The sequence below is a fragment of the Rhodoferax bucti genome, from assembly GCF_005876985.1.
Classification (GTDB): domain Bacteria; phylum Pseudomonadota; class Gammaproteobacteria; order Burkholderiales; family Burkholderiaceae_C; genus Allorhodoferax; species Allorhodoferax bucti.
Map to the genome: position 1 here is coordinate 614,563 of NZ_VAHD01000002.1, position 25,775 is coordinate 640,337.

General features: G+C 60.1%; 24 protein-coding genes and 1 pseudogene. 17 read left to right on the plus strand and 8 right to left on the minus strand.

Annotated elements, in window-relative coordinates:
• Window positions 1–9 precede the first annotated feature (9 nt).
• The 3 genes from FDM28_RS09515 to FDM28_RS09525 all read left to right on the plus strand — a co-directional run bounded on the left by FDM28_RS09515 (window position 10) and on the right by FDM28_RS09525 (window position 1,980).
• On the plus strand, window positions 10–1,140 hold the full coding sequence (locus FDM28_RS09515) for a JmjC domain-containing protein (protein WP_138514905.1): 1,131 nt from the start codon (window positions 10–12) through the stop codon (window positions 1,138–1,140).
• Window positions 1,127–1,627: a hypothetical protein gene (locus FDM28_RS09520; RefSeq protein ID WP_138514906.1), complete on the plus strand. Its 501-nt coding sequence runs from the start codon at window positions 1,127–1,129 to the stop codon at window positions 1,625–1,627. The genes FDM28_RS09515 and FDM28_RS09520 overlap by 14 nt, the downstream gene beginning before the upstream one ends.
• Before the next feature lie 155 nt (window positions 1,628–1,782).
• Window positions 1,783–1,980, plus strand: a complete 198-nt coding sequence (locus tag FDM28_RS09525; RefSeq protein WP_138514907.1) for a hypothetical protein — start codon at window positions 1,783–1,785, stop codon at window positions 1,978–1,980.
• Window positions 1,981–2,060: 80 nt separating this feature from the next.
• Here the strand turns inward: FDM28_RS09525 and bamC are convergent, their stop codons facing one another.
• From bamC to FDM28_RS09545, 5 genes are read right to left on the minus strand one after another with little or no spacing between them, the layout of a single operon-like run.
• Window positions 2,061–3,143, minus strand: a complete 1,083-nt coding sequence (bamC, locus tag FDM28_RS09530) for an outer membrane protein assembly factor BamC (RefSeq protein ID WP_138514908.1) — start codon at window positions 3,141–3,143, stop codon at window positions 2,061–2,063.
• 25 nt (window positions 3,144–3,168) lie between these two features.
• The gene (gene dapA, locus FDM28_RS09535) at window positions 3,169–4,065 is read right to left on the minus strand and encodes a 4-hydroxy-tetrahydrodipicolinate synthase (protein WP_138514909.1); all 897 of its coding nucleotides are present in this window, start codon (window positions 4,063–4,065) and stop codon (window positions 3,169–3,171) included.
• Between the two features lie 33 nt (window positions 4,066–4,098).
• Window positions 4,099–4,686, minus strand: a complete 588-nt coding sequence (locus FDM28_RS09540) for a class I SAM-dependent methyltransferase (RefSeq protein ID WP_138514910.1) — start codon at window positions 4,684–4,686, stop codon at window positions 4,099–4,101.
• Window positions 4,671–4,805 carry a hypothetical protein gene (locus FDM28_RS18120; RefSeq protein WP_276611873.1) on the minus strand — a complete coding sequence of 45 codons (135 nt, stop codon included), beginning with the start codon at window positions 4,803–4,805 and terminating at the stop codon, window positions 4,671–4,673. The genes FDM28_RS09540 and FDM28_RS18120 overlap by 16 nt, the downstream gene beginning before the upstream one ends.
• Window positions 4,802–6,016: an MFS transporter gene (locus FDM28_RS09545; protein ID WP_138514911.1), complete on the minus strand. Its 1,215-nt coding sequence runs from the start codon at window positions 6,014–6,016 to the stop codon at window positions 4,802–4,804. Before FDM28_RS09545 ends, FDM28_RS18120 begins: the two co-directional genes overlap by 4 nt.
• Window positions 6,017–6,152: 136 nt before the next feature.
• Here FDM28_RS09545 and FDM28_RS09550 point away from each other — a divergent pair, with 136 nt between their 5' ends.
• The 9 genes and pseudogenes from FDM28_RS09550 to FDM28_RS09585 all read left to right on the plus strand — a co-directional run bounded on the left by FDM28_RS09550 (window position 6,153) and on the right by FDM28_RS09585 (window position 13,447).
• Window positions 6,153–8,123, plus strand: a complete 1,971-nt coding sequence (locus tag FDM28_RS09550; RefSeq protein WP_138514912.1) for a DNA topoisomerase IV subunit B — start codon at window positions 6,153–6,155, stop codon at window positions 8,121–8,123.
• Window positions 8,124–8,155: 32 nt separating this feature from the next.
• Window positions 8,156–9,025, plus strand: coding sequence for a lytic transglycosylase domain-containing protein (locus FDM28_RS09555; protein WP_170211690.1), 870 nt, complete (start codon window positions 8,156–8,158; stop codon window positions 9,023–9,025).
• An 11-nt stretch (window positions 9,026–9,036) separates the two neighbouring features.
• Window positions 9,037–11,442 (plus strand): DNA topoisomerase IV subunit A, encoded by a 2,406-nt coding sequence (parC, locus tag FDM28_RS09560; protein ID WP_138514914.1) that lies wholly within the window; start codon window positions 9,037–9,039, stop codon window positions 11,440–11,442.
• A gap of 112 nt (window positions 11,443–11,554) precedes the next feature.
• The gene (locus FDM28_RS09565; protein ID WP_338110183.1) at window positions 11,555–11,791 is read left to right on the plus strand and encodes a type II toxin-antitoxin system HigB family toxin; all 237 of its coding nucleotides are present in this window, start codon (window positions 11,555–11,557) and stop codon (window positions 11,789–11,791) included.
• Window positions 11,781–12,137, plus strand: coding sequence for a helix-turn-helix domain-containing protein (locus FDM28_RS09570; protein WP_138514916.1), 357 nt, complete (start codon window positions 11,781–11,783; stop codon window positions 12,135–12,137). The genes FDM28_RS09565 and FDM28_RS09570 overlap by 11 nt, the downstream gene beginning before the upstream one ends.
• Before the next feature lie 18 nt (window positions 12,138–12,155).
• Window positions 12,156–12,302 (plus strand): annotated as a pseudogene (locus FDM28_RS18190) (Fic family protein); the annotation flags it as partial.
• 140 nt (window positions 12,303–12,442) lie between these two features.
• Window positions 12,443–12,595, plus strand: coding sequence for a DNA cytosine methyltransferase (locus FDM28_RS18195; protein WP_138515237.1), 153 nt, complete (start codon window positions 12,443–12,445; stop codon window positions 12,593–12,595).
• Window positions 12,528–12,923 carry a DNA cytosine methyltransferase gene (locus FDM28_RS09580; RefSeq protein WP_138514917.1) on the plus strand — a complete coding sequence of 132 codons (396 nt, stop codon included), beginning with the start codon at window positions 12,528–12,530 and terminating at the stop codon, window positions 12,921–12,923. The genes FDM28_RS18195 and FDM28_RS09580 overlap by 68 nt, the downstream gene beginning before the upstream one ends.
• 107 nt (window positions 12,924–13,030) lie before the next feature.
• Window positions 13,031–13,447 (plus strand): hypothetical protein, encoded by a 417-nt coding sequence (locus FDM28_RS09585; protein WP_138514918.1) that lies wholly within the window; start codon window positions 13,031–13,033, stop codon window positions 13,445–13,447.
• 48 nt (window positions 13,448–13,495) lie between these two features.
• Here the strand turns inward: FDM28_RS09585 and FDM28_RS09590 are convergent, their stop codons facing one another.
• Window positions 13,496–13,939 carry a DUF3617 domain-containing protein gene (locus tag FDM28_RS09590; protein WP_170211692.1) on the minus strand — a complete coding sequence of 148 codons (444 nt, stop codon included), beginning with the start codon at window positions 13,937–13,939 and terminating at the stop codon, window positions 13,496–13,498.
• A 448-nt stretch (window positions 13,940–14,387) separates the two neighbouring features.
• On the opposite strand from FDM28_RS09590, the gene FDM28_RS09595 reads away from it, so the two are divergent.
• From FDM28_RS09595 to FDM28_RS09615, 5 genes are all read left to right on the plus strand, one after another.
• Complete coding sequence (locus FDM28_RS09595) at window positions 14,388–15,749, plus strand: caspase family protein (RefSeq protein WP_206021946.1); 1,362 nt, start codon at window positions 14,388–14,390, stop codon at window positions 15,747–15,749.
• A gap of 404 nt (window positions 15,750–16,153) precedes the next feature.
• The gene (locus FDM28_RS09600; protein WP_138514921.1) at window positions 16,154–17,494 is read left to right on the plus strand and encodes a SulP family inorganic anion transporter; all 1,341 of its coding nucleotides are present in this window, start codon (window positions 16,154–16,156) and stop codon (window positions 17,492–17,494) included.
• Complete coding sequence (locus FDM28_RS09605) at window positions 17,491–18,978, plus strand: CHASE2 domain-containing protein (protein WP_138514922.1); 1,488 nt, start codon at window positions 17,491–17,493, stop codon at window positions 18,976–18,978. The genes FDM28_RS09600 and FDM28_RS09605 overlap by 4 nt, the downstream gene beginning before the upstream one ends.
• 87 nt (window positions 18,979–19,065) lie before the next feature.
• Complete coding sequence (locus tag FDM28_RS09610; RefSeq protein WP_138514923.1) at window positions 19,066–19,365, plus strand: hypothetical protein; 300 nt, start codon at window positions 19,066–19,068, stop codon at window positions 19,363–19,365.
• A gap of 5 nt (window positions 19,366–19,370) precedes the next feature.
• A complete protein-coding gene (locus FDM28_RS09615) occupies window positions 19,371–20,990 on the plus strand; it encodes a M48 family metalloprotease (RefSeq protein WP_138514924.1) in 1,620 nt (539 codons plus the stop codon).
• 150 nt (window positions 20,991–21,140) lie between these two features.
• On the opposite strand, the gene FDM28_RS09620 is transcribed toward FDM28_RS09615, so the two are convergent.
• Entirely contained in the window at window positions 21,141–22,601 is a 1,461-nt protein-coding gene (locus FDM28_RS09620; RefSeq protein ID WP_138514925.1) for an efflux transporter outer membrane subunit, read from the minus strand.
• On the minus strand, window positions 22,594–25,749 hold the full coding sequence (locus FDM28_RS09625) for an efflux RND transporter permease subunit (protein ID WP_138514926.1): 3,156 nt from the start codon (window positions 25,747–25,749) through the stop codon (window positions 22,594–22,596). The genes FDM28_RS09620 and FDM28_RS09625 overlap by 8 nt, the downstream gene beginning before the upstream one ends.
• Window positions 25,750–25,775 lie beyond the last annotated feature (26 nt).

Below are 25,775 nucleotides of genomic sequence, written 5' to 3' on the forward strand. Positions count from 1 at the left end.
AATTGTCCCATGAACATTGAAACTCCCCTCCAGCTGCTGGGCGGCATCAGCCCGGAAACCTTCATGCAACGCTATTGGCACAAAAAGCCTTTGGTGATCCGGCAGGCCATCCCCGGCTTTGCGCCCCTGTTGGAGCGTATTGAGTTGCTGGAGTTGGCAGCGCAGGAGGAAGTGGAGTCGCGTCTGGTAGTGCAAGACGTGTCGGGCAAAGCCGCAGGATGGAAGCTCAAGCACGGGCCCTTTGCTCGCAAGAGTCTGCCTCCTTTCAAGCAAGCCGGTTGGACCTTGTTGGTGCAGGGGGTGGACACGCATGATGAACGGGTACACAGCCTGATCAACCAATTCCGTTTCGTGCCGGATGCGCGTTTGGATGATTTGATGATCAGTTACGCCACCGACCAAGGCGGTGTCGGCCCCCACTTTGACAGCTACGACGTATTTTTGCTGCAGGCGCATGGCCGGCGCCGTTGGCGTATCGGGCGCCAGAAGGACTTGTCTTTGCAGCCGGACGTGCCGCTCAAAATTCTGTCGAACTTTGAGCCGGAAGAAGAGTTTGTGTTGGAGCCCGGGGACATGTTGTACCTCCCGCCCAAGTACGCCCATGACGGCATTGCTGAGGGGGAATGCATGACCTATTCGATCGGTTTTCGCTCCCCGTCACAGTCGGAGCTCGCGCAGGAAGTGTTGCAGCGCTTGGCGGAAAACGCTGCAGACGATCTTCCGAGCACGCTGTACACCGACCCCAAGCAGCCTGCGGTGGATGCCCATGCGGCGCTGCCGGATGCCATGGTGGAATTTGCACAAGCTGCCTTGCAGGCTGCACTCAAAGACCCCAAAGCGGTGGCGCGCGCCTTGGGCGAATACCTGAGTGAACCCAAAGCCAACGTCTGGTTTGACGGTGAGGGGCAGGATGTGGAAGGTGCCATTCGTTTGGACCGCCGCACTCGCATGCTCTATGACGCACACCATGTGTTTATCAACGGTGAGAGTTTCAACGCTGCGGGGCGGGATGCACAGCTGATCAAGCGGCTTGCAGATCAACGATACCTCGATGCCAAAGAAGTGCAGCGCCTGAGCGAGGGAGCCTTGGAGCTAGTGCAGGACTGGTGCGATGCCGGGTGGTTGCATGTCGACCAATGAGCCGGTCTCGTTGGTTGCCGGCGGATTCGCGGGCCTCGGCGAGTTTGCCCAGCACGTGCGGGACATGATTCAGGTGGCGGCACAACAGCAGTGGCCGCGCATGGTGTGGAGCGATGTGAATTTTGAAGATTGGCCTCTGCGCGAGAAAGCCGTGGTCTACGCACTGAATGCATGGGCGGGTCCAGGGCGCCAGCTCATCATGCTTGCGAAGCGATACAACCAGGTGCCGCTGTTGCATCCGCGTTTTGCCCAATGGCGGGGCACGTGGAGTCACTTGGTGGACTGCCGTGTCGTCAAGCATCTCGACGATAGCGAAATTCCGAGCGCGATGTTGGGGCCGGAGTGGTTCATCCATCGGCGGGATATGGCGCGTTCGGTGGGTATTTGTAGTCAAGAGGTGCGCAGCCGCATCGAATTGACTGAATTATTAGAGGAGTGCCGGCGGCAGAGTTCACCGGGGTTTCCCGCCACCACATTGGGCTTGTAGTGCCTCAAGAGGGTTTACCCGCATGCACTGTTTTGGGTCTTGTATAATTTCAAGCTCTGGTGGAAAGAGACCGAATGCTTTTCGTCAGGGCTGGGTGGCTTGCTGCTCAGACAATTTCCGGAAATTGTTTCGTTAACTCACTAAAGTCTTTAAAAATGAACAAGTCTCTCGTTTTGGCAGCTTTGATCGCTGCTGCTGCTTTGGCTGCTTGCGGTAAAAAAGAAGAAGCTCCTGCTGCTCCCGCTCCAGCTGTTGAAGCTCCTGCTGCTCCCGCTGCTGCTGCTTCCGCTCCTGCTGCCGAAGCTCCTGCTGCTGCTCCCGCAGCTGCAGCTTCCGAGCCAGCTAAGCAGTAATCTGCTTGCAGCCGAAAAAAACCACCGAAAGGTGGTTTTTTTTCGTCCCTGCATCCCCCGAAGGGAATGCAAAAAGAGCCTTACTTGATGTCGTCTGCAATGACTTTCACGATCCGCTGCGCGGTGGCAGAGGACTCGGGGTTGCCATCCGTATCCAGCACGCTCACCGTAGATTTTTCGCCCTCACTGCGCACAGAGATGCGGTACTTGGTGGCTTCGTTGGCCTTCTTGGAGCCGCTGAACAGCTTGCTGAAGAAACCGGGTTCCGAGTTTTCGGAGGTCAGGTTCTGGTAGCGCACAAAGTAGATACCCTGCTTGCGATCCCGGTCTTCCACAGTGAAGCCGGTGCGGTCCAAGGCCAAGCCAGTACGGCGCCATGCGCGGTCAAAACCTTCTTCGAGTTGCACCACGGGTTGGCCATTGACGTTGCCAACGACGGCCACTTGTTTGGGCGCACTGTTGGCCACCAGAGCTTTGGATTGCTCCTGTGAGATGCCCAGCTTGACCATTAAGCGGCGCAAAAACTCGGCTTCCAGCTCCGGGTCCGCAGCGCGGGGTTGCCACACGGTTTCGTTGGTCCGGTCGGCGGTGTACACCTCGACCATGCCACGGTGGCTGATGAAGATTTCCGTGTTGCCATTGGCGTCCCGCTCCAAGCGGGTGCGGAACTTGTCACGCTCGGGGGTAGAGTAGAAAGAGTCCAGCAGTTTGCCGAGTGAGGCACGCAGAAAGTCTTGCGGAATCTTGGCGCGGTTCTCTGCCCAGTCGGTTTCCATGATGCCGAGCTTGTCCTGGTCCATGGCCAGCAAAAAGCCGTTTTCTTGCCAGAAGTCTTTGACAGGCTCCCACAGCTTTTCGGCGGGGCGGTTGACGACCAGCCAGCGCTGGTTGCCGGCCCGCTCAATGCGCACATCGCCCACCGATGTGGCCGCAATCGCGGTTTTGGAGGTCTCTACTTGCCCTGCTTTGGAGGCATTGGCCGATACGGCCCCACCCACTACGGTGTAGCGGGTGTCTTTGGACAGTTGGGTCAGATCGGGCGGAATGTCCAGCGTTGGAGCCTTGGCTGCAGAGCGGTAATCCACTTTGTCAGTTTCGAGGGCGGAACATGCCCCCAGGGCAAGGGTCGTGCCGATCAAAATAACTTTGGAAATGGAATTCACAGAGATCCTTAAAAAGGTCGTGCGCTCAAATCAGTCCGGCGGACTGCAGGGCGCGCTCAACTACCGGTTGGTTGGCCTCAGTCAAGGGAGTCAGGGGCAAGCGCAATGCGGGCTTGCTGAGCCCCATGCGCGATACGGCCCACTTCACCGGAATCGGGTTTGATTCAATAAATAGAGCCTTGTGCACAGGCAAAAGTTTCAATTGAATTTCCATGGCGCGTGCCACATTGCCAGCAATCGCGGCCATGCAAAGCTCGTGCATGAGGCGAGGTGCCACGTTGGCCGTGACGCTCACGTTGCCATGGCCACCGCACAGCATCAAAGCCACAGCAGTTGGATCATCGCCGCTGTAAATGGAAAATTCCTTGGGCGCATCCTTGATCAGCCATTGCGCACGCTCAATATTGCCAGTGGCTTCCTTGATGCCGACGATGCCGGGCACTTGGGTCAGGCGCAATACCGTGTCGTGCGCCATATCGGCCACGGAGCGTCCGGGCACGTTGTACAGCACGATAGGCAGGTCGCCAGTGGCCTCTGCAATAGCTTTGAAGTGCTGGAACTGGCCCTCTTGGGTCGGCTTGTTGTAGTAAGGCACGACTTGCAGTTGGCAGTCGGCACCTACTTGCTTGGCGAACTTGGCCAAGGCGATCGCCTCGCGGGTGGAGTTGCCTCCGCAACCGGCCATGATTGGCACACGGCCAGCGGATTGCTCCACCGACACGCGAATGATTTCGCAATGCTCTTCCACGCTGACGGTGGGGGACTCACCGGTGGTACCCACCACGCCGATGCAATCGGTGCCCTCGGCGATGTGCCAATCGATCAGCTTGCGAAGGGCGGGGTAATCGACGGAGCCGTCGTCAAGCATCGGAGTGATGAGGGCTACGATGCTGCCCCGGATTGGACCTGTAGAAGCGTTCATGGCTAGTGTTGAATCAGTAAACAAACATTTTAACTAGAGTGCATAACGCGTCGGAACGCCTTTGTGTGCACCGGGGGTAAAGATTTTGGTGGCAACTACGCGCTGCACGAAGCGCTCTGGCGGCGCCAAAAACCCGTTTTCATAGGCCACGATGTGCATATCGCCGCCCAAGCGCAGCAGCTCGCCGGCTTGCAGCAAGAAGTCGGGCCGGGCCGGGCGGCCTACAGTTTCGTTGCCGGCCGCAAAGGTTTCGTACAGTAATACTCCGCCGGGGGCGATGCTGTCCAGCAGGGTTGCCATGAGTGGCCGCCACAAATAATTGGTAACCACCACCGCCCCAAATTGCTCAGGCCGGCCGGTACCGGGGTCTACCAGGGGCCAAGGGGCGTTTTCTATGTCCGCCTGCACCAGCCGTGCTGCTGGCACCTGGCTCTGTGCGGTACCAATATCAATATCCACCCCCGTTACCTGGCAACCGCGCGCTGCAAACCAGTCGAGGTGGCGGCCACTGCCGCAGGCTACATCCAGCACCGAGGTGCCTTGCTGCACAAGGTGGCTCCATTGCTGTATCCAGGCAGATGGTGCAGACAGCGCGCTGTGCGCCGTCAAAAGCAGGCCCATACTTGATTGGCCACTTGCACCATGAAGTCGGGCTGCACATAGAGCGCAAATACGCCGGTCAGCAGCAGGCAAGCGGCCAGCCCGATCGCTGTTTTTTTGAGCAGAGGCGCTGTTTTCATGCCGCTTGCGGTGTGCGGGCAATCGGCGCCTCGCGCACCGGCAGGTTTACCAAGGCTGCGGCAACGCCCAGCGCGATGGCGATGTACCAGACGATGTCGTAGCTACCCGTGCGGTCATACAGGTAGCCCCCTAGCCATACGCCCATGAAAGAACCAATCTGGTGGCTGAAGAACACAAACCCGCCGAGCATGGACAAGTGCGCCACGCCAAATATCTGCGCAATGGTGGCGTTGGTCGGTGGCACGGTAGAGAGCCACAAAAAGCCCATAACCGCTGAGAACACATACACGCTGGCGGGTGTGAGCTGCACGATCAAAAACACACTGATGGCTACTGCGCGCGAGAAATAGATAAAGGAGAGGATGTGCTTCTTGGGTATTTTTTGCCCCAGCACGCCGGCGGCGTAGGTGCCGAACACATTGAAAAGGCCAATCAAAGCCAGCGCATAGCTGGCTACTTGGGGCGATAGCCCCTTGTCTTTCAGGTAACTCGGCATGTGCACCCCAATGAACACCACCTGAAAGCCGCACACAAAATAACCCGCCATCAGTAACTGGAAGCTGGGGTACTTGAAGGCCTCGCGCAGTGCCTGGGCAATGCTTTGCTCCCGCACGGGGGGCGCATTGCCCGCGAAGCCGGGCTCTTTCAGGCCGCGAGCCAGAGGAATCATCAGCAGTGCGGCGACCGACAATACCAGCAAGGCCTCTTGCCAGCCGAAGTGGCTGATCAAAAAGCCTTCGGTAGGAACCATCAAAAACTGGCCGAACGAGCCCGCTGCTGCGGCCACGCCCATGGCCCAGGAGCGTTTTTCTGCGGGCACATTGCGTCCGATCACGCCATAAATCACGGCGTAGGTGGTGCCGGCCTGCGCCATGCCGATCAGTATGCCCGTGGCGAGGGTGAACATCAGGGGCGAGGTCGTCAGTGCCATGCCGCACAGGCCTAGGGCATACAGCAGGGCGCCAATGATGATGACCCGGAAGGCCCCGAAGTGGTCGGCCGCCATGCCCGCAAATATCCCGCTCAAGCCCCAGGCCAGGTTCTGAATGGCGAGTGCAAAGGCAAAGGTTTCGCGCGTCCACCCTTGGGCTTGGGTGATCGGTTGCAGCCACAGGCCGAAGCCGTGGCGTATGCCCATGGACAGCGTCACGATGGTGGCGCCGCACACCAGCACCTGGGACATGGAGAGGGTTTTGGGGGAAGAGCTCATCCTGCAAATGTAGCCAGTTTCGGCGGATCGTTTGCTGCGGGCGGGACACAGAGCGCCCCTGTCTCGGGTCTAAGAATTGGTATTTGTATGTATGCATATACAGTGGATTGCCGCAGTTCCCCTACAATCCGCCGCTATGGCTGTCAAACCCACCCCCGAATATTCTGAATCGTCGATCCGCGTGCTCAAGGGCCTGGAGCCCGTCAAACAGCGCCCGGGCATGTACACCCGCACCGACAACCCCCTGCACATCATCCAGGAAGTGCTGGACAACGCTGCCGACGAAGCCTTGGCCGGCCACGGCAAGAAAATCAAAGTCACCCTGCACGCCGACGGCTCCGTCAGCGTGGAAGACGATGGCCGCGGCATTCCCTTCGGCATGCACCCGGAGGAAAACGCCCCGGTGATCGAGCTGGTGTTCACCCGCCTGCACGCGGGCGGTAAGTTCGACAAAGGCAAGGGTGGCGCTTACAGCTTTTCCGGCGGCCTGCACGGCGTCGGTGTGTCAGTGACTAACGCGCTTGGGAAGCGCCTGGAAGCCACCAGCTACCGCGAAGGCTCCGTCGCTCATCTGGTGTTTGAAGGCGGCGACGTGACCGAGGCCCTGCAAGTGCGCAAGGCCGGTGACGGCGACCGCAAGCAAGGCACCACCGTGCGGGTGTGGCCGGATGCCAAGTATTTTGAATCCGCCGTCCTGCCCATGGGCGAGCTGACCCACCTGCTGCGCAGCAAAGCGGTGCTGATGCCGGGCGTCAGCGTGACGCTGGTGAATGAAAAGACCAAGGAAAGCCAGAACTGGCTCTACAAGGGCGGCCTGAAAGACTACCTGGGTCAGACTCTGAGCGCAGACCCCGTCATCCCCATGTTTGATGGTGAAGGCTTTGCCGATGGCAACAACGACACCTTTGCCGAAGGTGAGGGCGCAACCTGGTGCGTGGCCTTTACCGAAGATGGCGCTCCGGTGCGCGAAAGCTATGTGAACCTGATTCCCACCAGCGCGGGCGGCACGCACGAAAGCGGCTTGCGCGATGGCTTGTTCCAAGCCGTCAAAAGCTTTATCGAGTTCCACAGCCTGCTGCCCAAGGGCGTCAAGCTCATGCCCGAAGACGTGTTCGCCCGCGCCAGCTATGTGCTGAGCGCCAAGGTGCTGGACCCGCAGTTCCAAGGTCAGATCAAAGAGCGCCTCAATTCGCGCGACGCGGTGCGCCTGGTCAGCAGCTTTGTGCGTCCCGCGCTGGAGCTGTGGCTGAACCAGCATGTGGACTACGGCAAAAAGCTGGCCGAACTGGCCATCAAAGCCGCGCAGACCCGCCAGAAGGCCGGCCAGAAGGTCGAAAAGCGCAAGAGCAGCGGTGTGGCCGTGCTGCCCGGCAAGCTCACCGACTGCGAGAGCCGCGACATTGCCTACAACGAGGTGTTCCTGGTCGAGGGCGATTCCGCCGGCGGCAGCGCCAAAATGGGCCGCGACAAGGAAAACCAGGCCATCCTGCCCCTGCGTGGCAAGGTGCTCAACACTTGGGAGGTGGACCGTGACCGCTTGTTTGCCAACACCGAAATCCACGACATCTCGGTCGCCATCGGCGTAGACCCGCACGGCCCCAACGACACGCCCGACCTGAGCGGCCTGCGTTACGGCAAGGTCTGCATCTTGAGTGATGCGGACGTGGACGGCTCCCACATCCAGGTGCTGCTGCTCACGCTGTTCTTCCGCCACTTCCCCAAGCTCATCGAAACCGGCCATGTGTTTGTGGCCCGCCCCCCGTTGTTCCGGGTCGATGCGCCGGCCCGCGGCAAAAAGCCCGCCAGCAAGGCCTATGCGCTGGACGAAGGCGAGCTCACCGCCATCCTGGACAAGCTGCGCAAAGAAGGCGTTCGCGAAGGCGCCTGGTCCATCAGCCGCTTCAAAGGCCTGGGCGAGATGAATGCCGAACAACTGTGGGACACCACCCTGAACCCCGACACCCGCCGCTTGCTGCCGGTGATGCTGGGCGCTGTCAACTTCGGCGACACCGAAGCGCTGATCACCAAGCTCATGGGCAAGGGCGAGGCATCGTCCCGCCGCGAGCTGATGGAGCTGCATGGCGACTCGGTAGAGATCGACGTCTGATGCCCCTGCTTGCTGCTGTGTCACGTTTTGCTATGAAAAAAGTAGCTGCTTGCGCATGTTTGATGAGCGCTGCAGCCACTTTTGATGCCAAAGCCGATGTGTGGGTCTATGTGGACCCGCAGGGGCAGACGCACTTTTCCGCAGAGCAAACGGACGAGCGCTTCAGCTTGTTTTTCCGCGCCTCCCTCCGTGCGCAGTCAAAGGGCGCCGAGGCTGCTGCCCCCGAGGCGGCGGTGCCGGAGGGGCCGGAACTGTCGCCCAAGCTGGCGGCCTTTTTTGATAACTCCCCGCGCTACCGCAAAGCCCAGCCTTTGTTGCAAGAGGCCGCCCGCAAGTACCGCCTGGACTACGAGCTGCTCAAGGCGCTGGTGACTACCGAGTCCGGCTTTGAGCCGACTGCTGTGTCGCCCAAAGGCGCTATCGGGCTCATGCAGGTCATGCCCGACACAGCACGCCGCTTCGGTGTGGACAGCGACCGCTGGCTGTCGGTGGAGGCCAAGCTGGCCGATCCCAAGATCAACGTCGGCATCGGGGCGCGCTACCTGCGCCTGTTGCTTGACCTGTTCCCCGGCCGCACCGATCTGGCACTCGCGGCTTACAACGCAGGCGAGGGCGCGGTGCAAAAGGCGGGTAACAAAGTGCCCAATTTCAAAGAAACCCAGAACTACGTGGCCACCGTCACGGAGCTCTACGCTGCGCTCAAACCGCCCGTGGCGGCACCGCCGGCGGTGGCTACCAAGCGGGTGGTCAACGCCTATGGCGATGGCTATGTGCTGTCGGGTTCGCGCACGGCCTATGTGCTGGCACCCGGCGCCATGCCCGGTGGGGCCATCGGACGCGGCAACATGATCACCCCGGCCCTGCCTGTGGCCCCTAAAGAATCCCGGATTGCAGTGGACTGAACTGAAGAAACATGACTGACCAAACCACGCTCGATTTGATCCCCGAACCCGCTGAACCCACCGGTCCGGTGCCACCCGGTGACGATGGCGAACTCAACCTCGCCACCTACGCCCAGCGCGCTTACCTCGAGTACGCACTCTCGGTCGTCAAAGGCCGTGCCTTGCCCGATGTGTGCGATGGCCTCAAGCCCGTGCAGCGCCGCATTTTGTACAGCATGGGCCGCATGGGCCTCGGCTTTGGCGGCGCCAATGGCAACGCGGGTGCCAAGCCGGTCAAGAGCGCCCGCGTGGTGGGCGATGTACTGGGCCGCTTCCACCCGCACGGCGACCAATCCGCCTACGACGCCCTGGTGCGCATGGCGCAAGATTTTTCTCAGCGCTACCCGCTGGTCGATGGCCAAGGCAACTTCGGTAGTCGGGATGGCGACGGCGCCGCCGCCATGCGCTACACCGAAGCCCGCCTGGCCAAAATCACCACGCTGCTGCTCGACGAAATCGACCAGGGTACGGTGGACTTCCAGCCCAACTACGACGGCTCCACCGAAGAGCCCCGCCAGCTGCCTGCGCGCCTGCCGTTCAGTTTGCTCAACGGCGCCAGCGGCATTGCCGTGGGCCTGGCCACCGAGATCCCCAGCCACAACCTGCGCGAAGTGGCCGACGCTTGCGTGGCGCTCATCAAGAACGACAAGCTCTCCGACGATGAGCTGTTCACCCTGATCCCCGGCCCGGATTTCCCCGGTGGCGGCCAGATCATCAGCAGCGCCAGCGACATTGCCGATGCCTACCGCAGCGGCCGCGGCAGCCTCAAGGTACGCGCGCGCTGGAAGATTGAAGACCTGGCCCGTGGCCAATGGCAACTGGTGGTCACCGAGCTGCCGCCCGGCGTGAGCAGCCAGCGCGTGCTGGAAGAGATTGAAGAACTCACCAACCCCAAGGTCAAAGCCGGCAAAAAAGCCCTGAGCCAGGACCAAACCCAGCTCAAGGCCAGCATTTTGAGCGTGCTGGACGTGGTGCGTGATGAGTCCAACAAAGACGCGCTGGTGCGCTTGGTGTTTGAGCCCAAGAGCCGTACGGTCGAGCAGCAGGAGCTGATTACCGCGCTCTTGGCGCACACCAGCCTGGAGACCTCTTCCCCCATCAACCTCACCATGGTGGGGCTGGACGGCAAACCGGTGCAAAAGTCATTGCGTCAGATGCTGGTGGAGTGGGTGGCCTTCCGTGCCAGCACCATCGAGCGCCGCAGCCGCCACCGCTTGGGCAAGGTGCTGGACCGCATCCACATCCTGGAAGGCCGCCAAACGGTGTTGCTCAACATCGACGAGGTGATTGCCATCATCCGCAACAGCGACGAGCCCAAGGCCGCGCTGATTGCCCGCTTCAACCTCAGTGATCGCCAGGCCGAAGACATCCTGGAAATCCGTCTGCGCCAATTGGCGCGCTTGGAAGCCATCAAGATCGAGCAAGAGCTGTCTGAGTTGCGCACTGAGCAAGGCAAGCTGGAAGAAATTCTGGGCAGCCCCGCCGCACTGCGCCGCTTGATGGTCAAAGAGATTGAGGCGGACGCCAAAGTGTTTGCCGACCCACGCCGCACGCTCATTCAGGCTGAGAAAAAGGCCGTGGCTGAAGTGAAGGTGGTGGACGAGCCGGTGACGGTGGTGGTGTCTGAAAAAGGCTGGGTGCGTGCCCGCACCGGCCATGGGCACGAGGCGTCTACCTTTGTCTTCAAGGCGGGTGACGGCCTGTATGGCACTTTTGAGTGCCGCACGGTGGACACGCTGCTGGTATTCGGCTCCAACGGGCGTATCTACACCGTGCCGGTGTCTGCGTTGCCCGGCGGGCGGGGCGATGGCCAGCCGGTCACCACGCTGCTGGAGTTGGAAAGCGGCACGCAAATCCTGTACTACTTTGCCGGCCCGGCCAGCGCGCAGTTGCTGTTGTCCGGCAGCGGTGGCTACGGCTTTATTGCCAGCGTGGAGAACATGACTTCGCGCCAGAAGGCCGGCAAGGCCTTTGTGGGCGTGGGCGAGGGCGAAACCCTGTGTGCGCCCTCGGTGGTGTCGGGTGCGCAAGGCAAGGTCACTGTGGCGGGTACGCCGTCAGCTTTAGTGGCGCCTGCGACCCACGTGGCCTGCGCGTCCACCGGCGGGCGCATCCTGACCTTTGAGATCACCGAACTCAAGACCATGACCAACGGTGGCCGCGGCTTGATGCTGATCGATCTGGAAGCCAAAGACACCCTGGCCGGCGCTGCCGCCTACACCCGCAGCATCCGCATTGACGGTATCGGCCGCGGTGGCAAAGAGCGCGACGAAACTCTAGAGATTCGCAGCCTCAACAATGCCCGCGCCGCCCGTGGCCGCAAGGGCAAAGCGGCGGACTTGGGCTTCAAGCCGAACCGGATTACGCGGGTGGAGTGATGAAGCTGGATTCGTTTCTCCCAAATTGGGAGTAAAATTAATGCGTGTGATTGCGAAAAGTACGCTGGTCAATTTTTGGAGTCAGCCCGGGCGGGCTGATTCCAAAGGCGCGTTGCAAAGTTGGCATGACGAAGCGCTAAAAGCAGATTGGCTGACCCCGCAAGACATCAAAGACCAATACAGCAGTGCAAGCATCTGCGGCAACAACCGTGTGGTGTTCAATATCGCAGGAAACAAGTACCGCTTGGTCGTGGAAATGCAATACCGGGCGGGTATTGCTTGGGTGAAGTTTGTGGGCACCCATGCCCAATACGACCAGATCAACGTGGAGACCGTCAATGACTATTAAGCCGATTCGCAACGACGACGACTTGCGTGCTGCGTTCAAGCGGCTTGAACTGGTGTTTCAGGCACCTGAGGGCTCGGAACAAGCCGATGAAATGGAAATATGGGTCACGCTCATTGAGTCCTACGAGCGCAAACACTTTCCGATTGGCCCGGCAGACCCGGTAGAGGCCATCAAGTTCAGGATGGAGCAGCAAAACCTCACACCCAAAGACTTAGAGCCTTTTTTGGGTTCTAGCGGCAGGGTTTCTGAAATTCTCAACCGCAAACGCCGCTTGAGTTTGCAGATGGTGCGCAAGCTACACGATGGGTTGCATATTCCTTTTGAGAGCTTGCTGTCGGGGGCATAGCCGGGACATTGCTCAACCAGGGAAATCATGCTGGCACCGGGGCTAAACGACTGTGTGAATTTTGCTCGCAACCAACTTGAGCCAGCGTTGAGTCCTAGATTGACTGAGATGACACTATCCGATTCGCCCCAGAGTTCGATGCAAAACATTGGACGACGGTCATAGTAAAAAACGTTAGCTTAATTGCCCGAATGTAGTTATGGCGTAGTGTTTTAAACAGTGTTTTTGCAAGAAGATAAAACAAGTAATTGATTGGAGATTTAGTGAGCACAAGTAAGCGTGAAAACACCCCTTCAAAGACATCTATGAAGCCGTTAAAGCTGGTGTCTTTGTTCAGTGGGGGGGGGGGGCTTGATTTAGGTCTTGAAGCCGCTGGATTCGAGACGGTATATGCAACAGATAGTCGCGCGTTACAAAGCGTTGGTTCATGGCGAGCGCGACTCCAAAACCCGCATTAACAAACTGGACCCAGCCAGGCCTAGTTACACCATCATTGTGGGGTCAGATAAGGGTGGCGGAAAAGGGCATGTGCACCCAACTGAACCACGGGAAGTATCTCCGCGAGAGTCTGCCAGGATGCAAACGTTCCCGGACTGGTGGGAGTTTTCTGGGACGTCGCGACATCCCATTCGCCAAGTTGGCAATGCCGTCCCCCCAATTCTTGCTGCCGTCATTGGTAGGGAAATCGCTCACCAGATATTTAAACGACCTAGAAAATCTTTGCGTGAAATTGTTGATGTCCTTGGACAGCAACATCTTTTCGAGGAGAACCTCGATGCTTTATAGCCCCTGGACCAAAATAGATAACGGGCGAGAAGGGCTTTGGAAAAATAAAGTATGGATGGGTGGCCGTTAGTAACCTGCGTGCGACTCCGTTAAGAGAGACATTTGTCGTGGTAGGTTGGGTCAAAAGTGACGCCCATTTGCAGTGGATTGAGTCCAAAGGTAAGTACAACTTCCGCATGGGCAGCGCAGTGGGCGGGTTGCGGCTGTCGGCGCAGGTGGTGGGGGCAACTTATTTGTTGCTGCATGGCAGCAACGGACAAGCTGTCCCGGGGCTATTCAGAATCCAAAATCCTGAATCGGGCCCTCGAGTCCATACCGCCGAAGATTTGAGTGCAATGGGTTACCCGACTACGCCAACGCAGGCTTCGTATTTGGTGTACGACGTGGTGCGGGCTGAAGAGTTTGAATCAATGGGTTGGGATATGTCTGCTCTGGCAAGCAAGCCGGACAAGGCCGAGCAAGGGCATCCGTTTGCAATTTCGCTATTGGATTTAATGCTCGTCAGCAAGAAAATATGCTCCTAAATTAGGAGCATCTAGCGCATATACCGCATGCGCTAGAGCCAAATTTCATTAAGAACAAACCCCCACCATCCGTCCGGTCCACTTGCCGTAAAGCTTGACGGGAACTGCTTGGCCGCCGGCGGCGGGCGGCATCATGATGGTGCTGGTGGAGACGAGGTCGATGTCGTAACTGCGGTTGTCGTAGCGGCCGTCCACTTTCATCTGCACTTGGGTTTCGGTAGCGCAGCTGATGGTGCCGCTGATCTTGCCCATGCTCACGGTCAGGCTCTGTACCGAGCATTGCGCCGCTGCTATTTGTTGGCGTGCGTTGCTCTCCCAGTCGGTCGCGTCTTCCTTGGTCAGGCAGCCCCGTTTGTCGCTCATGGTGCGCCAGTTGGTGCGATCGACCGACAGTTTGGTGACACCCACCCACATGCCGGGGTCGGGGCGGATGTTGTCGCCGGCTTGGGCGAAGGTGCTCACCAAGACTAGGGCGAGGGCGATGCGTGTCATGCGTCTCATGGGTGCAAGTGCTTCCGGCAAAAAGAAAGCCGCAGTCTATGGACCGGGGGCTTGGGTGCCTATCCCCCAAACGGGTGATTTACGCTTACTCACAAGCGCTCCTGATTCAGGAGCTACTCGCGCATAGTTCACGGGCGCTAGCGCCCGTTTTTGCTTTCAAGCTGGACTTGTGCTTTGACCGCGTCATACGGCGGGTGCCCCCTGGCCTACCGAGTCGCTTCTTTGCCACAAACTTGCATCCGTGTGCAGAGTTGCCTATTTGGCGCAGTACACTGCATTCGCTCTTTCACACGGGAGGTGTGGGATGGGCGACGTACATTCACGGGCAGGCTATAAAAACATAATTGCCAGCCTTCCCTGTGCCGATGCAGAACGGTTGCAGACTTTGATTCGATTCACAGCATCACCTACTTACCCATTGCGTCGGCGAACTCTGCTCATGGCCGGAGTGGCGGCGGCAGGGTCTACGACCTACGGCAGCAGTCCAGAGGCCGTGCCTTGCACCGCTTTGTTGATTGGTAACAGCCGCTACCAAAGCAATGCCGTGCTGAATAATCCCGCAACGGATATGGCGCTATTGGCGCCTGCACTGAGGTCATTGGGGGCGACCACGCAGGTTGCGCTCGACTTGGGACGCGAACAGCTGGCTGCAACGATCTATCGATTTTTGAAATCGATGGAGGCGCAACGAACCGCGGTCTGGGTGTCCTACAGCGGCCATGCGGTGCAGGTGGATGGTCGCAACTACTTATTGGGTGTGGACAGCCGCTTCGAGTCCGAGGCCGAGGTGCGAAGCAGCGGTTATGACCTGGATGAGCTGCTGCGCCGTATCGCCCAAGTGAATCCGCGGGCAGCCGTAGTCACGGTAGATGCTTGCCGAAACAATCCATTCAGGCCCCCGGCAACGCGTGGCGTCCAACCCACTGGTTTGGCAAAGGTTGACTCAGCGGGCTTGTTTGTAGGGTTTTCTACCGCGCCCTACACCAAAGCACTGGACGGCTCGGATGCGGCGGGTAGTCCTTATGCGCGTGCTTTGGTTGCCGCGCTGGGAAAACGCCCTCGCTCGCTGGAGGAGGTGTTCAGCGAAACGGCTGACACCGTGTACCGCCAAACAGGCGCTCAGCAAGTGCCCGAGTACCGATCCTCCATGCGTGCCGGTTGGTGGTTTGGCGCAACGGGAATCGAATTGCGCAGCACGCCCTCGACCCGCATGGCAGCAGGTGGCGCGTCCACCCAAGCAGCTACTCGCGAAGTGGGTTACAGGCCGGATTTGCCACGCCAAGCACTGCCCCCCGAAGGCCGCGAAACCACAGATTGGGATGCCGAGGATATGGCGCTGCAGCGCGCTGTCGCGCACATGGACCAGCGTGAGGCGCGCAGAGCGCTGGACCGAGGCCAGGCTGCCCATGCATCGCTCTACGACACCGTGTTGGCGGGGATGCTCGCAGAATCCGGTTCCCAGGTCGAGCGCAACCTGCCAATGGCCGCCAAGCTGTACCGCCGTGCCGCAGAGCGTGGCCATGTGCCTGCCCAAACCTTATTGGGTGAGCTGCAATACGCCCGAGGAAACTGGGCTGATGCGTACAAGTGGTTGACGCTGGCGGCAGACCGGGGCGTAGCGCGAGCGCAGCTGGACTTGGGGCAGCTCAAGTTGGAGGGCCGCGGTGCGCAGCGAGACATTCCGGGCGCGATGGATCAATTCAAAGCGGTTTTTCAGCAGCAAATGCTCAATGCACAAGGCGCTCACTCCCCTGAGGACATAAAGCGCTTGCAAAAGAGCCTGTCCCTTCCCAGCCGTTAATTCCGATACGTTTTTATAAAGGTCCAAACAGTGTGTCAGTTTCTCGAGCGTTGTGGGTTGTGGCTCTCCCGCCAAGCGGCTTTTACGTTGGTGACCTTGCTGCTTTTCTTGGGTATCGCTGCCGGTCTTTGGAAAGGCATGCCGAGCCATGTCCATACAAAAGAGGGTGGGCGGGGCGTCGCTGCAGTGGCGGCCTGTAGTCATGCCTCGGTGGATTTTGTGCCCGAAGCCACGAGCGAGGCAATCAAGCGCCTGCTCCGCGCCGAAGATGCTTATATCGTTTACGGGCCTGATGAGTTTGGTGCATTTCAACTCCGTTTTTCTGAGCGCGCACGCGCAGATGGGCCTGCCCGGCTTCGCACTGCGCCCGCTATCGAGATGGTGCAAAACCACACAGCCTGTCCATGAGCAGCCTACCCTCCGACCGGCCTGCAGTGCCGCTAGACCCCTTGAAGAACCTGTGGGCTGGGGCTGTCAGTGCCCTTGTTTTTTATGCTGAATACCTCGGCCTGGGGGCGACACTTGGCAGTAAATTTTTTGGGGAAACACCGACTGCGTCTTCACTAGGGGCGCTCTTGGTGCTGCTGGCGGTCGTTGTTGCGGCATTGCTGGCATGGCCGGGTCGTGCGGTTTTTCTGGCCGGTCCGCGCGGCGCATCGGTGGCTATTTTGGGAGGGCTGTCAGCGTGGCTGGGTCAATATCTAGGCACAAGCCCTTCGCAACAAGTGGGTCTGGTGGGCATGCTGTTAGTCGGGGCTGCGCTGACCTTGCTGGCAGCCCGGCACCCCAAAGTCCAAGGTGCGCTGGAGAAAGCCCCGTTGGGCGTGGTGCAGGGGTTTATGTATGCGACAGCGACCCTCATTGTTTGCGATGCCGTCTTTAAGCAACTCTATGGTTGCTTGCAGGTGAGCGAGTTGACCAGTTGGGCCATCTTCCTACCCACTGTGATTGGGGGCGTTCTGTGGAAGCCCGCCCTCTCCGCGCTAGCGGCGGGGCCCATGCGCCGCACGCAGCAGCTGTTAAAGCTCGTGCAGCCCATGGGCCTGCCGATCGCGGCTGGGGTTTCTTGGTGTGCGTACGAGGCAACAGTGCTGGCCTTGCCTCACGCAGACAAATGCAAACGTCTAGGCGACACCACGCTGGATTGGTCGCTTTTGTCCCAGCGCGCACACCAGGTGGTCGGTGCCTTTGCGGGTGCTATGTCACCCCTGATGAGGGCGTTGGCACTGGCGGCCGGCGTGGCTCTCGGTGTCGTGCTCTTGATAGAAAGCTTGACCGCTTTTGCGCCCGATGGAGATTCGCTCACCCACCAAAAGCGCACGCGCCTCTTGGAGGTTTCAACGACCAGCAATCTAGTGGCAGCTTGCGTGGGGGGCTGTTGCTCGTCCTACTCGAGTGCGCGCACCGTGGTACTGCGCAATTTGGGCGCAACGCACCCGATGGCCTCACTGGCGCATGGCCTGACCGTTGCTGCCATTGCGATGCTGGCAGGGCGCTGGGTGGCACTGGTGCCCAGTCTGACGGTGGCAGTGGCGTTGACGCTGGTAGGTGTGCAGATGATTGGTGAGGCGACCCAAACGGTGTGGCGTGATGCCTACCACCCGCGAGCACCCCTTCTGCCTTTCTTGGCGGGGGTGTTGTTTTGGGCGGTCGTGCTGGCGAGCGTCGCCAGTGGTCACTCATTGGTAGGACTGGTCGTCGGCACGGTGTTGGCTTGGGCTTCTTATAAATGGATCGCTGAATGAGTTTCTCTTTGAATTTATCCAAGTGGCGGAGTAAATGGAGCGCTGTGCATTGGCGCGAAGAGGTATCCAAAGGCGCCATCGCCATCGTGATTGGGGTGATCGCTTCTTATGTCATACCGCTCGTCATGGGGGAAGAGTTTTTGGTGCGTCAAGTCGCCCGTGTTTACGCCCCTTTGGCGGGCGCTTGGCACGGCAACGAGCAACGCGACGAAGTGTCGGTCATGCTGGTGGATGACACCTCTCTGCAAAGTGCAGGTCAATCTTGGCCCGCGGATTACGGGTATTACGCTCGCTTGTTGGATGCGTTAACGCTCTATAAGCCACGTGCAGTGTTCATTGATGTCGTGTTTGCAGCAGAACGCAAGGACCCCTCTATTGAACGGCTGCTCGCCGCTGCCTGTCGCGCCCATGCGGCCGGGGTCAAGCTCTACTTTGCGGCTCGGCGCGATCCCGCGGGGCATTTCCTGCTGCGTCCCGACTTGGAAGCCTTGGCACCTGCTTGCCTGCAAAAGGTCGCAGTGGAATACGATCCTGACGCTGTTGATCAAACTGCCTGGACCTATCCTGTCGCCGCCGACTCTGATGCTGCAGATGGTGCCATTCGGAGCGCGGCAGGCAGCATTTACCGCGACATGGGTGGCGTGATGCCAAAACACCAGCATGCTGAACTGGCGGTGAACTGGGGTTTGCAGCCGGCGGAGCGTGGTATTGACTGGTTGCAATTGCAGTCTGCGCCAGCCCACGGCGGTGCGCATGGCGAGGAAGCGCATACACCGCACGATGCCAAAGCCGCATCGTACTGCCGCGCTGCGGGACACCCCTTGTTTGAGGCACTACCCGCCTTCGTGAGACGCCAGGTCGATGCAGATGCGACCAAGCCGATATGCGTCTTCCACAACACGCTGTACCCATCTGACCTGCAAACTACCTCGGACGAGGAAGAAAAGTGGCTTGCCGAGCATTTGGGCGGGCGGGTTGTGATGCTGGGTACCGCGTTGCAAGGGTCTAACGACCGGGTCTTGTCACCACTGCATGGCCGGATACCCGGCGTCTATATGCACGCCATGGCGCTGGACAATTTATTGACCTATGGCGACAGATACCACCGCGCTGCCCACTTGGGTGCGACCTCCGACGGCATGAGGGTGTTGGGCCTTCTTGTGGCCGGTTTGTTTTTGGTCGTTTTTGGCAGACTTTTTCTTGAGCTCTGTTCGAAAAAAAAGGAATCTAGTGGCAGGAGTAGATGGAGCCAATTTTCGACATGGGCGGGACGGTTGTTGGTCAAAACCGTCATGTACTCGTGTTTCATTATTGCGATGTTGGCAGCAGGCCGATGGCTGTTTGGCCTGGGCTTTCTGACCGTTATTCATGTGGCCCTGTTCTCTTTTGCTGCCGAATGGTTGGAGTGGAACGAGGGACTCTGGGATTGGCTGAAAAGCCCGAGCGCCGAAGGCGCGCACGACTCACACACAGGCAACACTTAAAACATCAACCAAGGGAGATGAACTATGAAGTCAATTCAACACGTTTTGAAGCGAGGCGTTTGGGTCAGCATACTAGGCCTCGCGTCTATGGCCTATGCAGCAGAACCCGTTACCACCATGAGTGTGTTGTCTGCCAAGGTGGATCCTTTGCCTGTGTTCGCCAGCCCGGGCGATGCCAATCCGACCGGCTCGGTTCCGGCCACCGGTTTGCCGTGGGTTATCAAAGAGTCGCGGGCTGATTTTTTTAAAGTGAATGTGGGGGGGCGTGACGTGTGGGTGGATGCGTTGATGGTGCGCGCCAGTCAGAAGGTTTCCGCCCGCTGTGCAGCCATCCAGGGTGCGCAGGTAGCGGCCGAGCTGGGTGCGTCGTCAGAACGTTGCCGCTAAGCGCTATGGCTGCAATTCTCAAGCGCTCTGTTATCGCTGTGGTGTGCGCCGGCCTGGCTGCCTGCCTTCTCAGTGCCTGCGAAACGCAGCCGCTGCAAAAGGCAACGCAAGGCCTTGCCTTGGAGGGGCCTTTGGCGCCTGCCCCTAGCCGAACTTGGGCAGATGCGGCTCAAGATGTCAACGACTACAGAATCGGCGGCTGGGGGCTCGTCGCCATGCCGGCCATGCAAGCGTATTTGAACGGCCTTTATCGCCAGCTGAAGAGCCAAGGCGGGCATCCGGAATGGCCAGGCGAGGTTTACGTGCTCGCAGACACTTCTCTCAAGTCCAACGCGACTCCTGCCGGCAACATTTACCTGTCGCTGGGTTGGTTGCAGTCCATCGAGTCGGAGGACGAGATATTTGCCTTGCTCGCACACGAGTTTGGGCATATCTATCTAGGCCATCACATTGTGTATGACGTGTCCAACGCCGGGGACGCTGCCAGCCGCCTGGCGGCGATTGGCATTGCTTTGGCTGACAAGACCTCCAATGCTGCTGGGCTAAACGGGGTGTACGCGATCGGAGCGTTGCGCTCGGTGGCAGCCAGCACCCTAGTTCCGGCCTGGAAGCGCTCAGTCGAAGAGGAGGCTGATCGTTTTGGTGCCACCCTCAGCCTGCGTGCCAATTACAGCTATCCGAGCGGATTCAAGACCGTGTTGGAGCGTATTTCTAGCTACGACGCCATCCAACGCGAACAGGTCAATAAGGCGAGCAACGAGGCGGAGCGTCTCCAGCGCGAGGCCAGTTTGAGTGCCGTTGCCGAGCGTGCGAGGCAGGCGAAAGGCGATACCAAAGACGTTACTGGCCTACAGGCGGGGGTATCGAACCTGGAGGTCAAGCTCAACGCTGCGATGTTCGACGCCGGTGCAGCCATAAAACGAGCCCTCTCTTCGGCCGCTTCCCTCGCTCAAGAGACGCATGAGGATGCCGATACACGTGAAGAAAAATTGACCAAAGCGGTAGTGCCAGCGTTGGCAGGGCGTTCTCGCTCAAGCACCCGCACTGCGCCTTGGGAAGCAATCAAGAACGAAATCGGCACCGCCGAAATCCTTGCGCACTACGCCTTGTTACCGAAGGTGGAAGAAGCGTTGTCGCGCAATGCTTATGCAGAGGCGCTGAAGACAGCCACAGTTGCAGCCTCGGGCCGCACTTCCAATGATGCATGGCCACTCTCTCTTTTGCGCACTGCCACCTTACTGGCTAAGCCAGGCACCTCTGTGTCCGCGCTGGACAAACGCCAGTTTTCGGCGGCAGAGCGGTCTTGGCAATATGCCTCCATCGTTATCAAAGAGGCAGCTCAGTCGAACCGCGAGAATGCGCGCGTTTTGTGGGAGCAGCAATTCAATTATTTTCAAAAGGCTCCCGCGTTATGGCCTGAGGTGATCGGGCTCTACCGCCGCAGTGGCTACTTGAACGAAGCGCGAGCGATGGCAAACACCTGTGCACTGACACTAGCCAACTATCGTGATGCCTGCATCGTTAACGCACAAACCGATGAAGAGAAGCGCGCTATTGCAGCGGCATCGGAACAAAAGGCCAAGGAGTTGGCAGACCAATTGGCGGGCAAACTTAAACTCAAGTAGCGTGACGGACGAGTAAGAAGGCACCTACAGCGCATGACTGCGGATCCGGCTTCTTACTCACCCATGAAGATCGCTGGAGATGGTGAAATTTGCTCCTAAATCAGGAGCTGCTTGCGCATATTCCACGAGCGCTAGAGCCCGATTTGGTACTTATTTCTGCGCTGCGGGCTCCGTCCACCCGCCGCCCAGCACTTTGTACAGGGTCACCAGGTTTTGCAGTTGCTGGGTTTGCACCTGCACCTGGGCTTGTTGGGCGGTGAATAGCGAGCGCTGCGCTTCCAGCACATCAAACGAGCTGGCCGCGCCGGCTTTGAAGCGCAGGTCGGTCAGTTGCATGGTGGTCTGGGTGGCAGCGAGCTGCGCGGTTTGGGCTTGCAGTTGCTCGCCCAGGGTGGCGCGGCCGGCCAGTGCATCGGCCACTTCCTTGAAGCCGGTCTGAATGGCTTTTTCGTACTGGGCGATGGCGATGTCCTTGTTCACCTTGGCTGCTTCGAGGTTGGCCTTGTTGCGGCCGGCATCGAAGATGGGCATCAGTAACTGGGGCACAAAGGTCCAGGCGCTGGTGCCGTTGTTGAACAAGGTGTCCAGGTCGTTGCTGGCCACGCCGGCGCTGGCGGTGAGCGTGATCTTGGGGAAGAAGGCCGCGCGGGCTGCACCGATGTTGGCGTTCAGGGCGAGCAGGTTTTGCTCGGCCTGGCGCACATCGGGGCGGCGCACCAGCAGCTCGGACGGCACGCCGGCCGGCAGGTCGCTCAAAAAGCCTTGCTCTGCCAGCCCTAAGCCTGCAGGCAGGTCGGTCGGCAGGGGTTGGCCTACCAGCAGCACCAAAGCGCTTTCGTCGGTGGCGCGTTGGCGGGTTTGCTGGGCCAGCGATACCTTGGCGGCTTCCAGCAGGCTCTGGGCGGTGCTCAGGTCCAGCTTGGAGGCGGCTTCGTTGTCGTATTTCAGCTGCATCAGGCGCAGGCTCTCTTGCCGCGTCTTGAGTGTTTCGCGGGTCACGCGCAGCAGCTCATCGTCGGCCAACAGCGTGAGGTAGGTGTTGGCCACCGATGCAATCAGGCTGATCTGCACCGTCTTGCGGGCTTCCTCGGTGGCCAGCAGTTGCGACTGGGCCGCTTGGCTCAGGGCGCGCACGCGGCCGAAAAAGTCCAGCTCATAGGCGGTGACGCTCAGGCCGGCGGTGTAGCTGCTGGTGATGGCGCCGCTGGCAGCCGGGCCGCGGCTGCCGGTGATGCCGGCATTCACGGTGGGCAGCTGGTCGGCGCGGGCCACTTGCAGCTTGGCGCGGGTAGCGTCGATGTTGAGGGCCGCCACGCGCAGGTCGCGGTTGTTCTCCAGCGACAGCTCAATCAGGCGCTTGAGGCGCGCGTCCTGGAAGAAACTCTGCCACTCAATATCGGCTGCCGCTTTGGCGTCTGCGGCCGGTTGGGCGGTGGCGGCTACTTCGGGGAAGGCCGGCGCCACAGGCGCTGCCGGGCGGCTGAAGGTGGGGATGAAACTGCAACCGGCCAGCCACAGTGCGGCCGACAAGGTAGCCAAGCGCAGGGCAGGGCGTGCAGCACTTGCGGCATATGCGAGGGCGCGGGGGCGCAAGGAGGTGTTGTTATTCATGGTCAGGGGCTCCGATGTGGTGGCCGTGGGCAATGTCGAATTGGTGCTGGCGCTCGCTGCCCTTGAAGATGCCGCGCACCACCACAAAAAAGATAGGCACAAACAGCACGGCCAGGATGGTGCCCATCACCATGCCGCCGATCACGCCGGTGCCGATGGCACGTTGGCTGGCCGAGCCGGCGCCACTGGCAATGGCCAGCGGCAACACACCCAGCATGAAGGCCATCGAGGTCATCACGATGGGGCGGAAGCGCAGGTGCGCTGCCATCAAGGCCGACTCGATCAGGCTCTTGCCTTCAGCTTGCAGGTCTTTGGCGAATTCGATAATCAAAATCGCATTCTTCGCGGACAGGCCGATGATGGTGATCAGGCCCACCTGGAAGTACACATCATTGGCGTAGCTGCGCAGCAGGGTGGCCGTCACCACACCAAACACACCCAGCGGCACCACCATGATCACCGACAGCGGGATGGACCAACTTTCATACAAAGCAGCCAGGCACAGGAACACCGCCAGAATCGCAAACGCGTAAAGAACCGTGGCTTGCGAGCCGGCCTGCTTTTCCTCGCGGGACTGGCCGGTCCACTCAAAGCCAAAGCCTGCGGGCAGCTGGGAGGCCAGCTTTTCCATCTCCGCCATGGCTTCACCGGTGCTGTAGCCCGGCGCTGCCGCACCGCTGATGCGGATGGCAGGGTAGCCGTTGTAGCGCACGGTCTGCATGGCGCCCTTGATCCAGCGGGTCGTGGCAAAGGCGGACAGCGGCACCGGCTTGCCCTGGGTGTTGAGCGCGTTGAACTTCAGGATGTCTTCCGGCTGCATGCGGGCGGTGGAGTCCGCCTGCACCACCACACGCTGGAGGCGGCCGGCGTTCGGGAAGTCGTTGATGTAGCTCGAACCCAGCGCGGTGGAGATGGTGCTGTTGATCGAGTCAAAGCTCACGCCCAGGGCGCTGGCCTTGTCGCGGTCGATGTCGATTTGCATTTGCGGCGCATCTTCCAGGCCGTCCGGGCGCACCTGGGTAATCACCTTGCTCTTGGAGGCCATGCCCAGCAACTGGTTGCGGGCGTTGACCAAGGCATCGTGCCCGTTGCCGCCACGGTCTTGCAGGCGGAAGGTAAAGCCGGTGGCGTTACCCAGCTCCGGAATGGGGGGCGGTGCCAGCGGGAAGATGAAGGCGTCGCGGATACCCATGAGCGCACCAAAGGCGCGGCCGGCCAGCGCCTGGGCGCTGTGCTCGGGGCCTACGCGCTCGTCCCAGGGCTTGAGCGTCACAAAGCCCAGGGCCGCGTTCTGGCCTTGGCCGGAGAAGCTGAAGCCCAGAACCGACACCATGCTCTGCACTTCGGGCTGCTTCAGGATGAAGCCTTCCACCTGCTCGGCCACCTTTTGGGTGCGCTGTTGGGTGGCGCCCGGGGGCAACTGCATGTTCACGATGATGGTGCCCTGGTCCTCGCCAGGCAGGAAGGACGTGGGCAAACGCATGTAGATCACGGCCACGGCGCCGATGATGGCGGCGTAAATCACCAGGTAGCGGCCAGCCTTGCGCAGCAGGCGGGCCACAAAACTTTCGTAGCCCTTGGCGGTGCGGTTGAACACGCGGTTGAACCAGCCGAAGAAGCCGGTCTTGGCATGGGCATGGCCTGCCTCCACCGGCTTGAGCAGGGTGGCGCACAGGGCCGGTGTGAGCGACAGCGCCAGGAAGGCGGACAGTGCAATCGAGCTCACCATCACCGCGGAGAACTGGCGGTAGATATTGCCCACCGAGCCCTTGAAGAAGGCCAACGGCACAAACACGGCAATCAGCACCACCGTCACGCCCACAATGGCGCCCGAAATCTGGCCCATGGCCTTTTTGGTGGCTTGCAGGGGCGAGAGGCCCTCTTCGCTCATGATGCGCTCGACGTTTTCCACCACCACGATGGCGTCGTCCACCACGATACCGATCACCAGCACCATGCCGAACATGGTCAACACGTTGATCGACAGGCCCATGGCCAGCATGGTGGCAAACGTACCCATCAGCGCAATCGGCACCACGATGGTGGGGATGACGGTGTAGCGCCAGTTCTGCAGGAACAGGAACATCACCAAGAACACCAGTACCACGGCTTCGACCAGCGTTTCCGCCACTTGGGCGATGGAGATTTTCACGAAGCGCGAGCTGTCGTAAGGAATGGACCAGTTCACGCCCTGGGGGAAGAAGGCTTGCAGTTGCTGCATGCGGTCACGCACTGCTTGGGCGGCCGCCATCGCATTGCCGCTGGGCGCGAGCTGGATACCGATACCCACGGCAGGCTTGCCGTTCAGGCGGGCCGAGGTGGCGTAGGCCTGCGCACCGAGCTCGATGCGAGCCACGTCTTTGAGGCGCACGGCAGAGCCATCGGTGTTGCTGCGCAGGGCGATGTTGCCGAACTGCGCCACGCTGCTGAGCTGGCCGTTGACCACCACGGTGGCAGCAATACTCTGGCCGGTGATGTTTGGCAGGTCGCCAATGGCGCCGGCAGACACCTGGGCGTTTTGCGTTTTGATGGCGTTGCTGACATCGGCCGCAGACAGGTTGAAGCTGGCGAGCTTGGCCGGGTCAATCCAGATGCGCATGGCGCGCTCGGTACCGAAGAGCTGGGCCTGGCCGATTCCGGGCAGGCGTTGCAACTCGGGCACCACGTTGCGCGAGGCGTAGTCACCCAGCGCGATGGGGTCGATGTCCGGGTTCTCGCTGGAGAGCATGGTGAACATCAGGAAGTTGGAGCGCGATTTGTCCACGCGCACGCCTTGCTGTGTCACCGCCGCCGGCAGGCGCGGGTTGGCGCGCGAGAGGCGGTTTTGCACTTCCACCTGGGCGAGGTCGGGGTTGGTGCCGGTCTCGAAGGTGAGGGTGATGCTGCCGGAGCCGTCAGCTTGCGCCACCGATTCCATGTAGATCAGGCCGGAAGCGCCATTCATTTCGCGCTCGATGACGGACAGCACGCTGTCCTCCAGCGTTTGCGCCGACGCGCCGGGGTAGGCCGCGTTGATCACGATGGCGGGGGGCGCCACCGGCGGGTATTGCGAGATGGGGAGCTGCGTGATGGCAACGCCGCCCATCACCAGGATGAACAGCGATACCACCCACGCAAAGATGGGACGGTCAATAAAAAACTGGGCCATGAGAGGTGCCTCTTGGAGGAGTGGCG

Excerpts from the sequence above, each read along its gene's own strand:
- FDM28_RS09515 (WP_138514905.1), top strand. The coding sequence starts at position 10 with ATGAACATTGAAACTCCCCTCCAGCTGCTGGGCGGCATCAGCCCGGAA.
- FDM28_RS09520 (WP_138514906.1), top strand. The coding sequence starts at position 1,127 with ATGTCGACCAATGAGCCGGTCTCGTTGGTTGCCGGCGGATTCGCGGGC.
- FDM28_RS09525 (WP_138514907.1), top strand. The coding sequence starts at position 1,783 with ATGAACAAGTCTCTCGTTTTGGCAGCTTTGATCGCTGCTGCTGCTTTG.
- dapA (WP_138514909.1), bottom strand. The coding sequence starts at position 4,065 with ATGAACGCTTCTACAGGTCCAATCCGGGGCAGCATCGTAGCCCTCATC.
- FDM28_RS09540 (WP_138514910.1), bottom strand. The coding sequence starts at position 4,686 with ATGGGCCTGCTTTTGACGGCGCACAGCGCGCTGTCTGCACCATCTGCC.
- FDM28_RS18120 (WP_276611873.1), bottom strand. The coding sequence starts at position 4,805 with ATGAAAACAGCGCCTCTGCTCAAAAAAACAGCGATCGGGCTGGCCGCT.
- FDM28_RS09545 (WP_138514911.1), bottom strand. The coding sequence starts at position 6,016 with ATGAGCTCTTCCCCCAAAACCCTCTCCATGTCCCAGGTGCTGGTGTGC.
- FDM28_RS09550 (WP_138514912.1), top strand. The coding sequence starts at position 6,153 with ATGGCTGTCAAACCCACCCCCGAATATTCTGAATCGTCGATCCGCGTG.
- FDM28_RS09555 (WP_170211690.1), top strand. The coding sequence starts at position 8,156 with ATGAAAAAAGTAGCTGCTTGCGCATGTTTGATGAGCGCTGCAGCCACT.
- parC (WP_138514914.1), top strand. The coding sequence starts at position 9,037 with ATGACTGACCAAACCACGCTCGATTTGATCCCCGAACCCGCTGAACCC.
- FDM28_RS09570 (WP_138514916.1), top strand. The coding sequence starts at position 11,781 with ATGACTATTAAGCCGATTCGCAACGACGACGACTTGCGTGCTGCGTTC.
- FDM28_RS18195 (WP_138515237.1), top strand. The coding sequence starts at position 12,443 with ATGAAGCCGTTAAAGCTGGTGTCTTTGTTCAGTGGGGGGGGGGGGCTT.
- FDM28_RS09580 (WP_138514917.1), top strand. The coding sequence starts at position 12,528 with ATGCAACAGATAGTCGCGCGTTACAAAGCGTTGGTTCATGGCGAGCGC.
- FDM28_RS09590 (WP_170211692.1), bottom strand. The coding sequence starts at position 13,939 with ATGACACGCATCGCCCTCGCCCTAGTCTTGGTGAGCACCTTCGCCCAA.
- FDM28_RS09595 (WP_206021946.1), top strand. The coding sequence starts at position 14,388 with ATGGCCGGAGTGGCGGCGGCAGGGTCTACGACCTACGGCAGCAGTCCA.
- FDM28_RS09600 (WP_138514921.1), top strand. The coding sequence starts at position 16,154 with ATGAGCAGCCTACCCTCCGACCGGCCTGCAGTGCCGCTAGACCCCTTG.
- FDM28_RS09605 (WP_138514922.1), top strand. The coding sequence starts at position 17,491 with ATGAGTTTCTCTTTGAATTTATCCAAGTGGCGGAGTAAATGGAGCGCT.
- FDM28_RS09610 (WP_138514923.1), top strand. The coding sequence starts at position 19,066 with ATGGCCTATGCAGCAGAACCCGTTACCACCATGAGTGTGTTGTCTGCC.
- FDM28_RS09615 (WP_138514924.1), top strand. The coding sequence starts at position 19,371 with ATGGCTGCAATTCTCAAGCGCTCTGTTATCGCTGTGGTGTGCGCCGGC.
- FDM28_RS09620 (WP_138514925.1), bottom strand. The coding sequence starts at position 22,601 with ATGAATAACAACACCTCCTTGCGCCCCCGCGCCCTCGCATATGCCGCA.
- FDM28_RS09625 (WP_138514926.1), bottom strand. The coding sequence starts at position 25,749 with ATGGCCCAGTTTTTTATTGACCGTCCCATCTTTGCGTGGGTGGTATCG.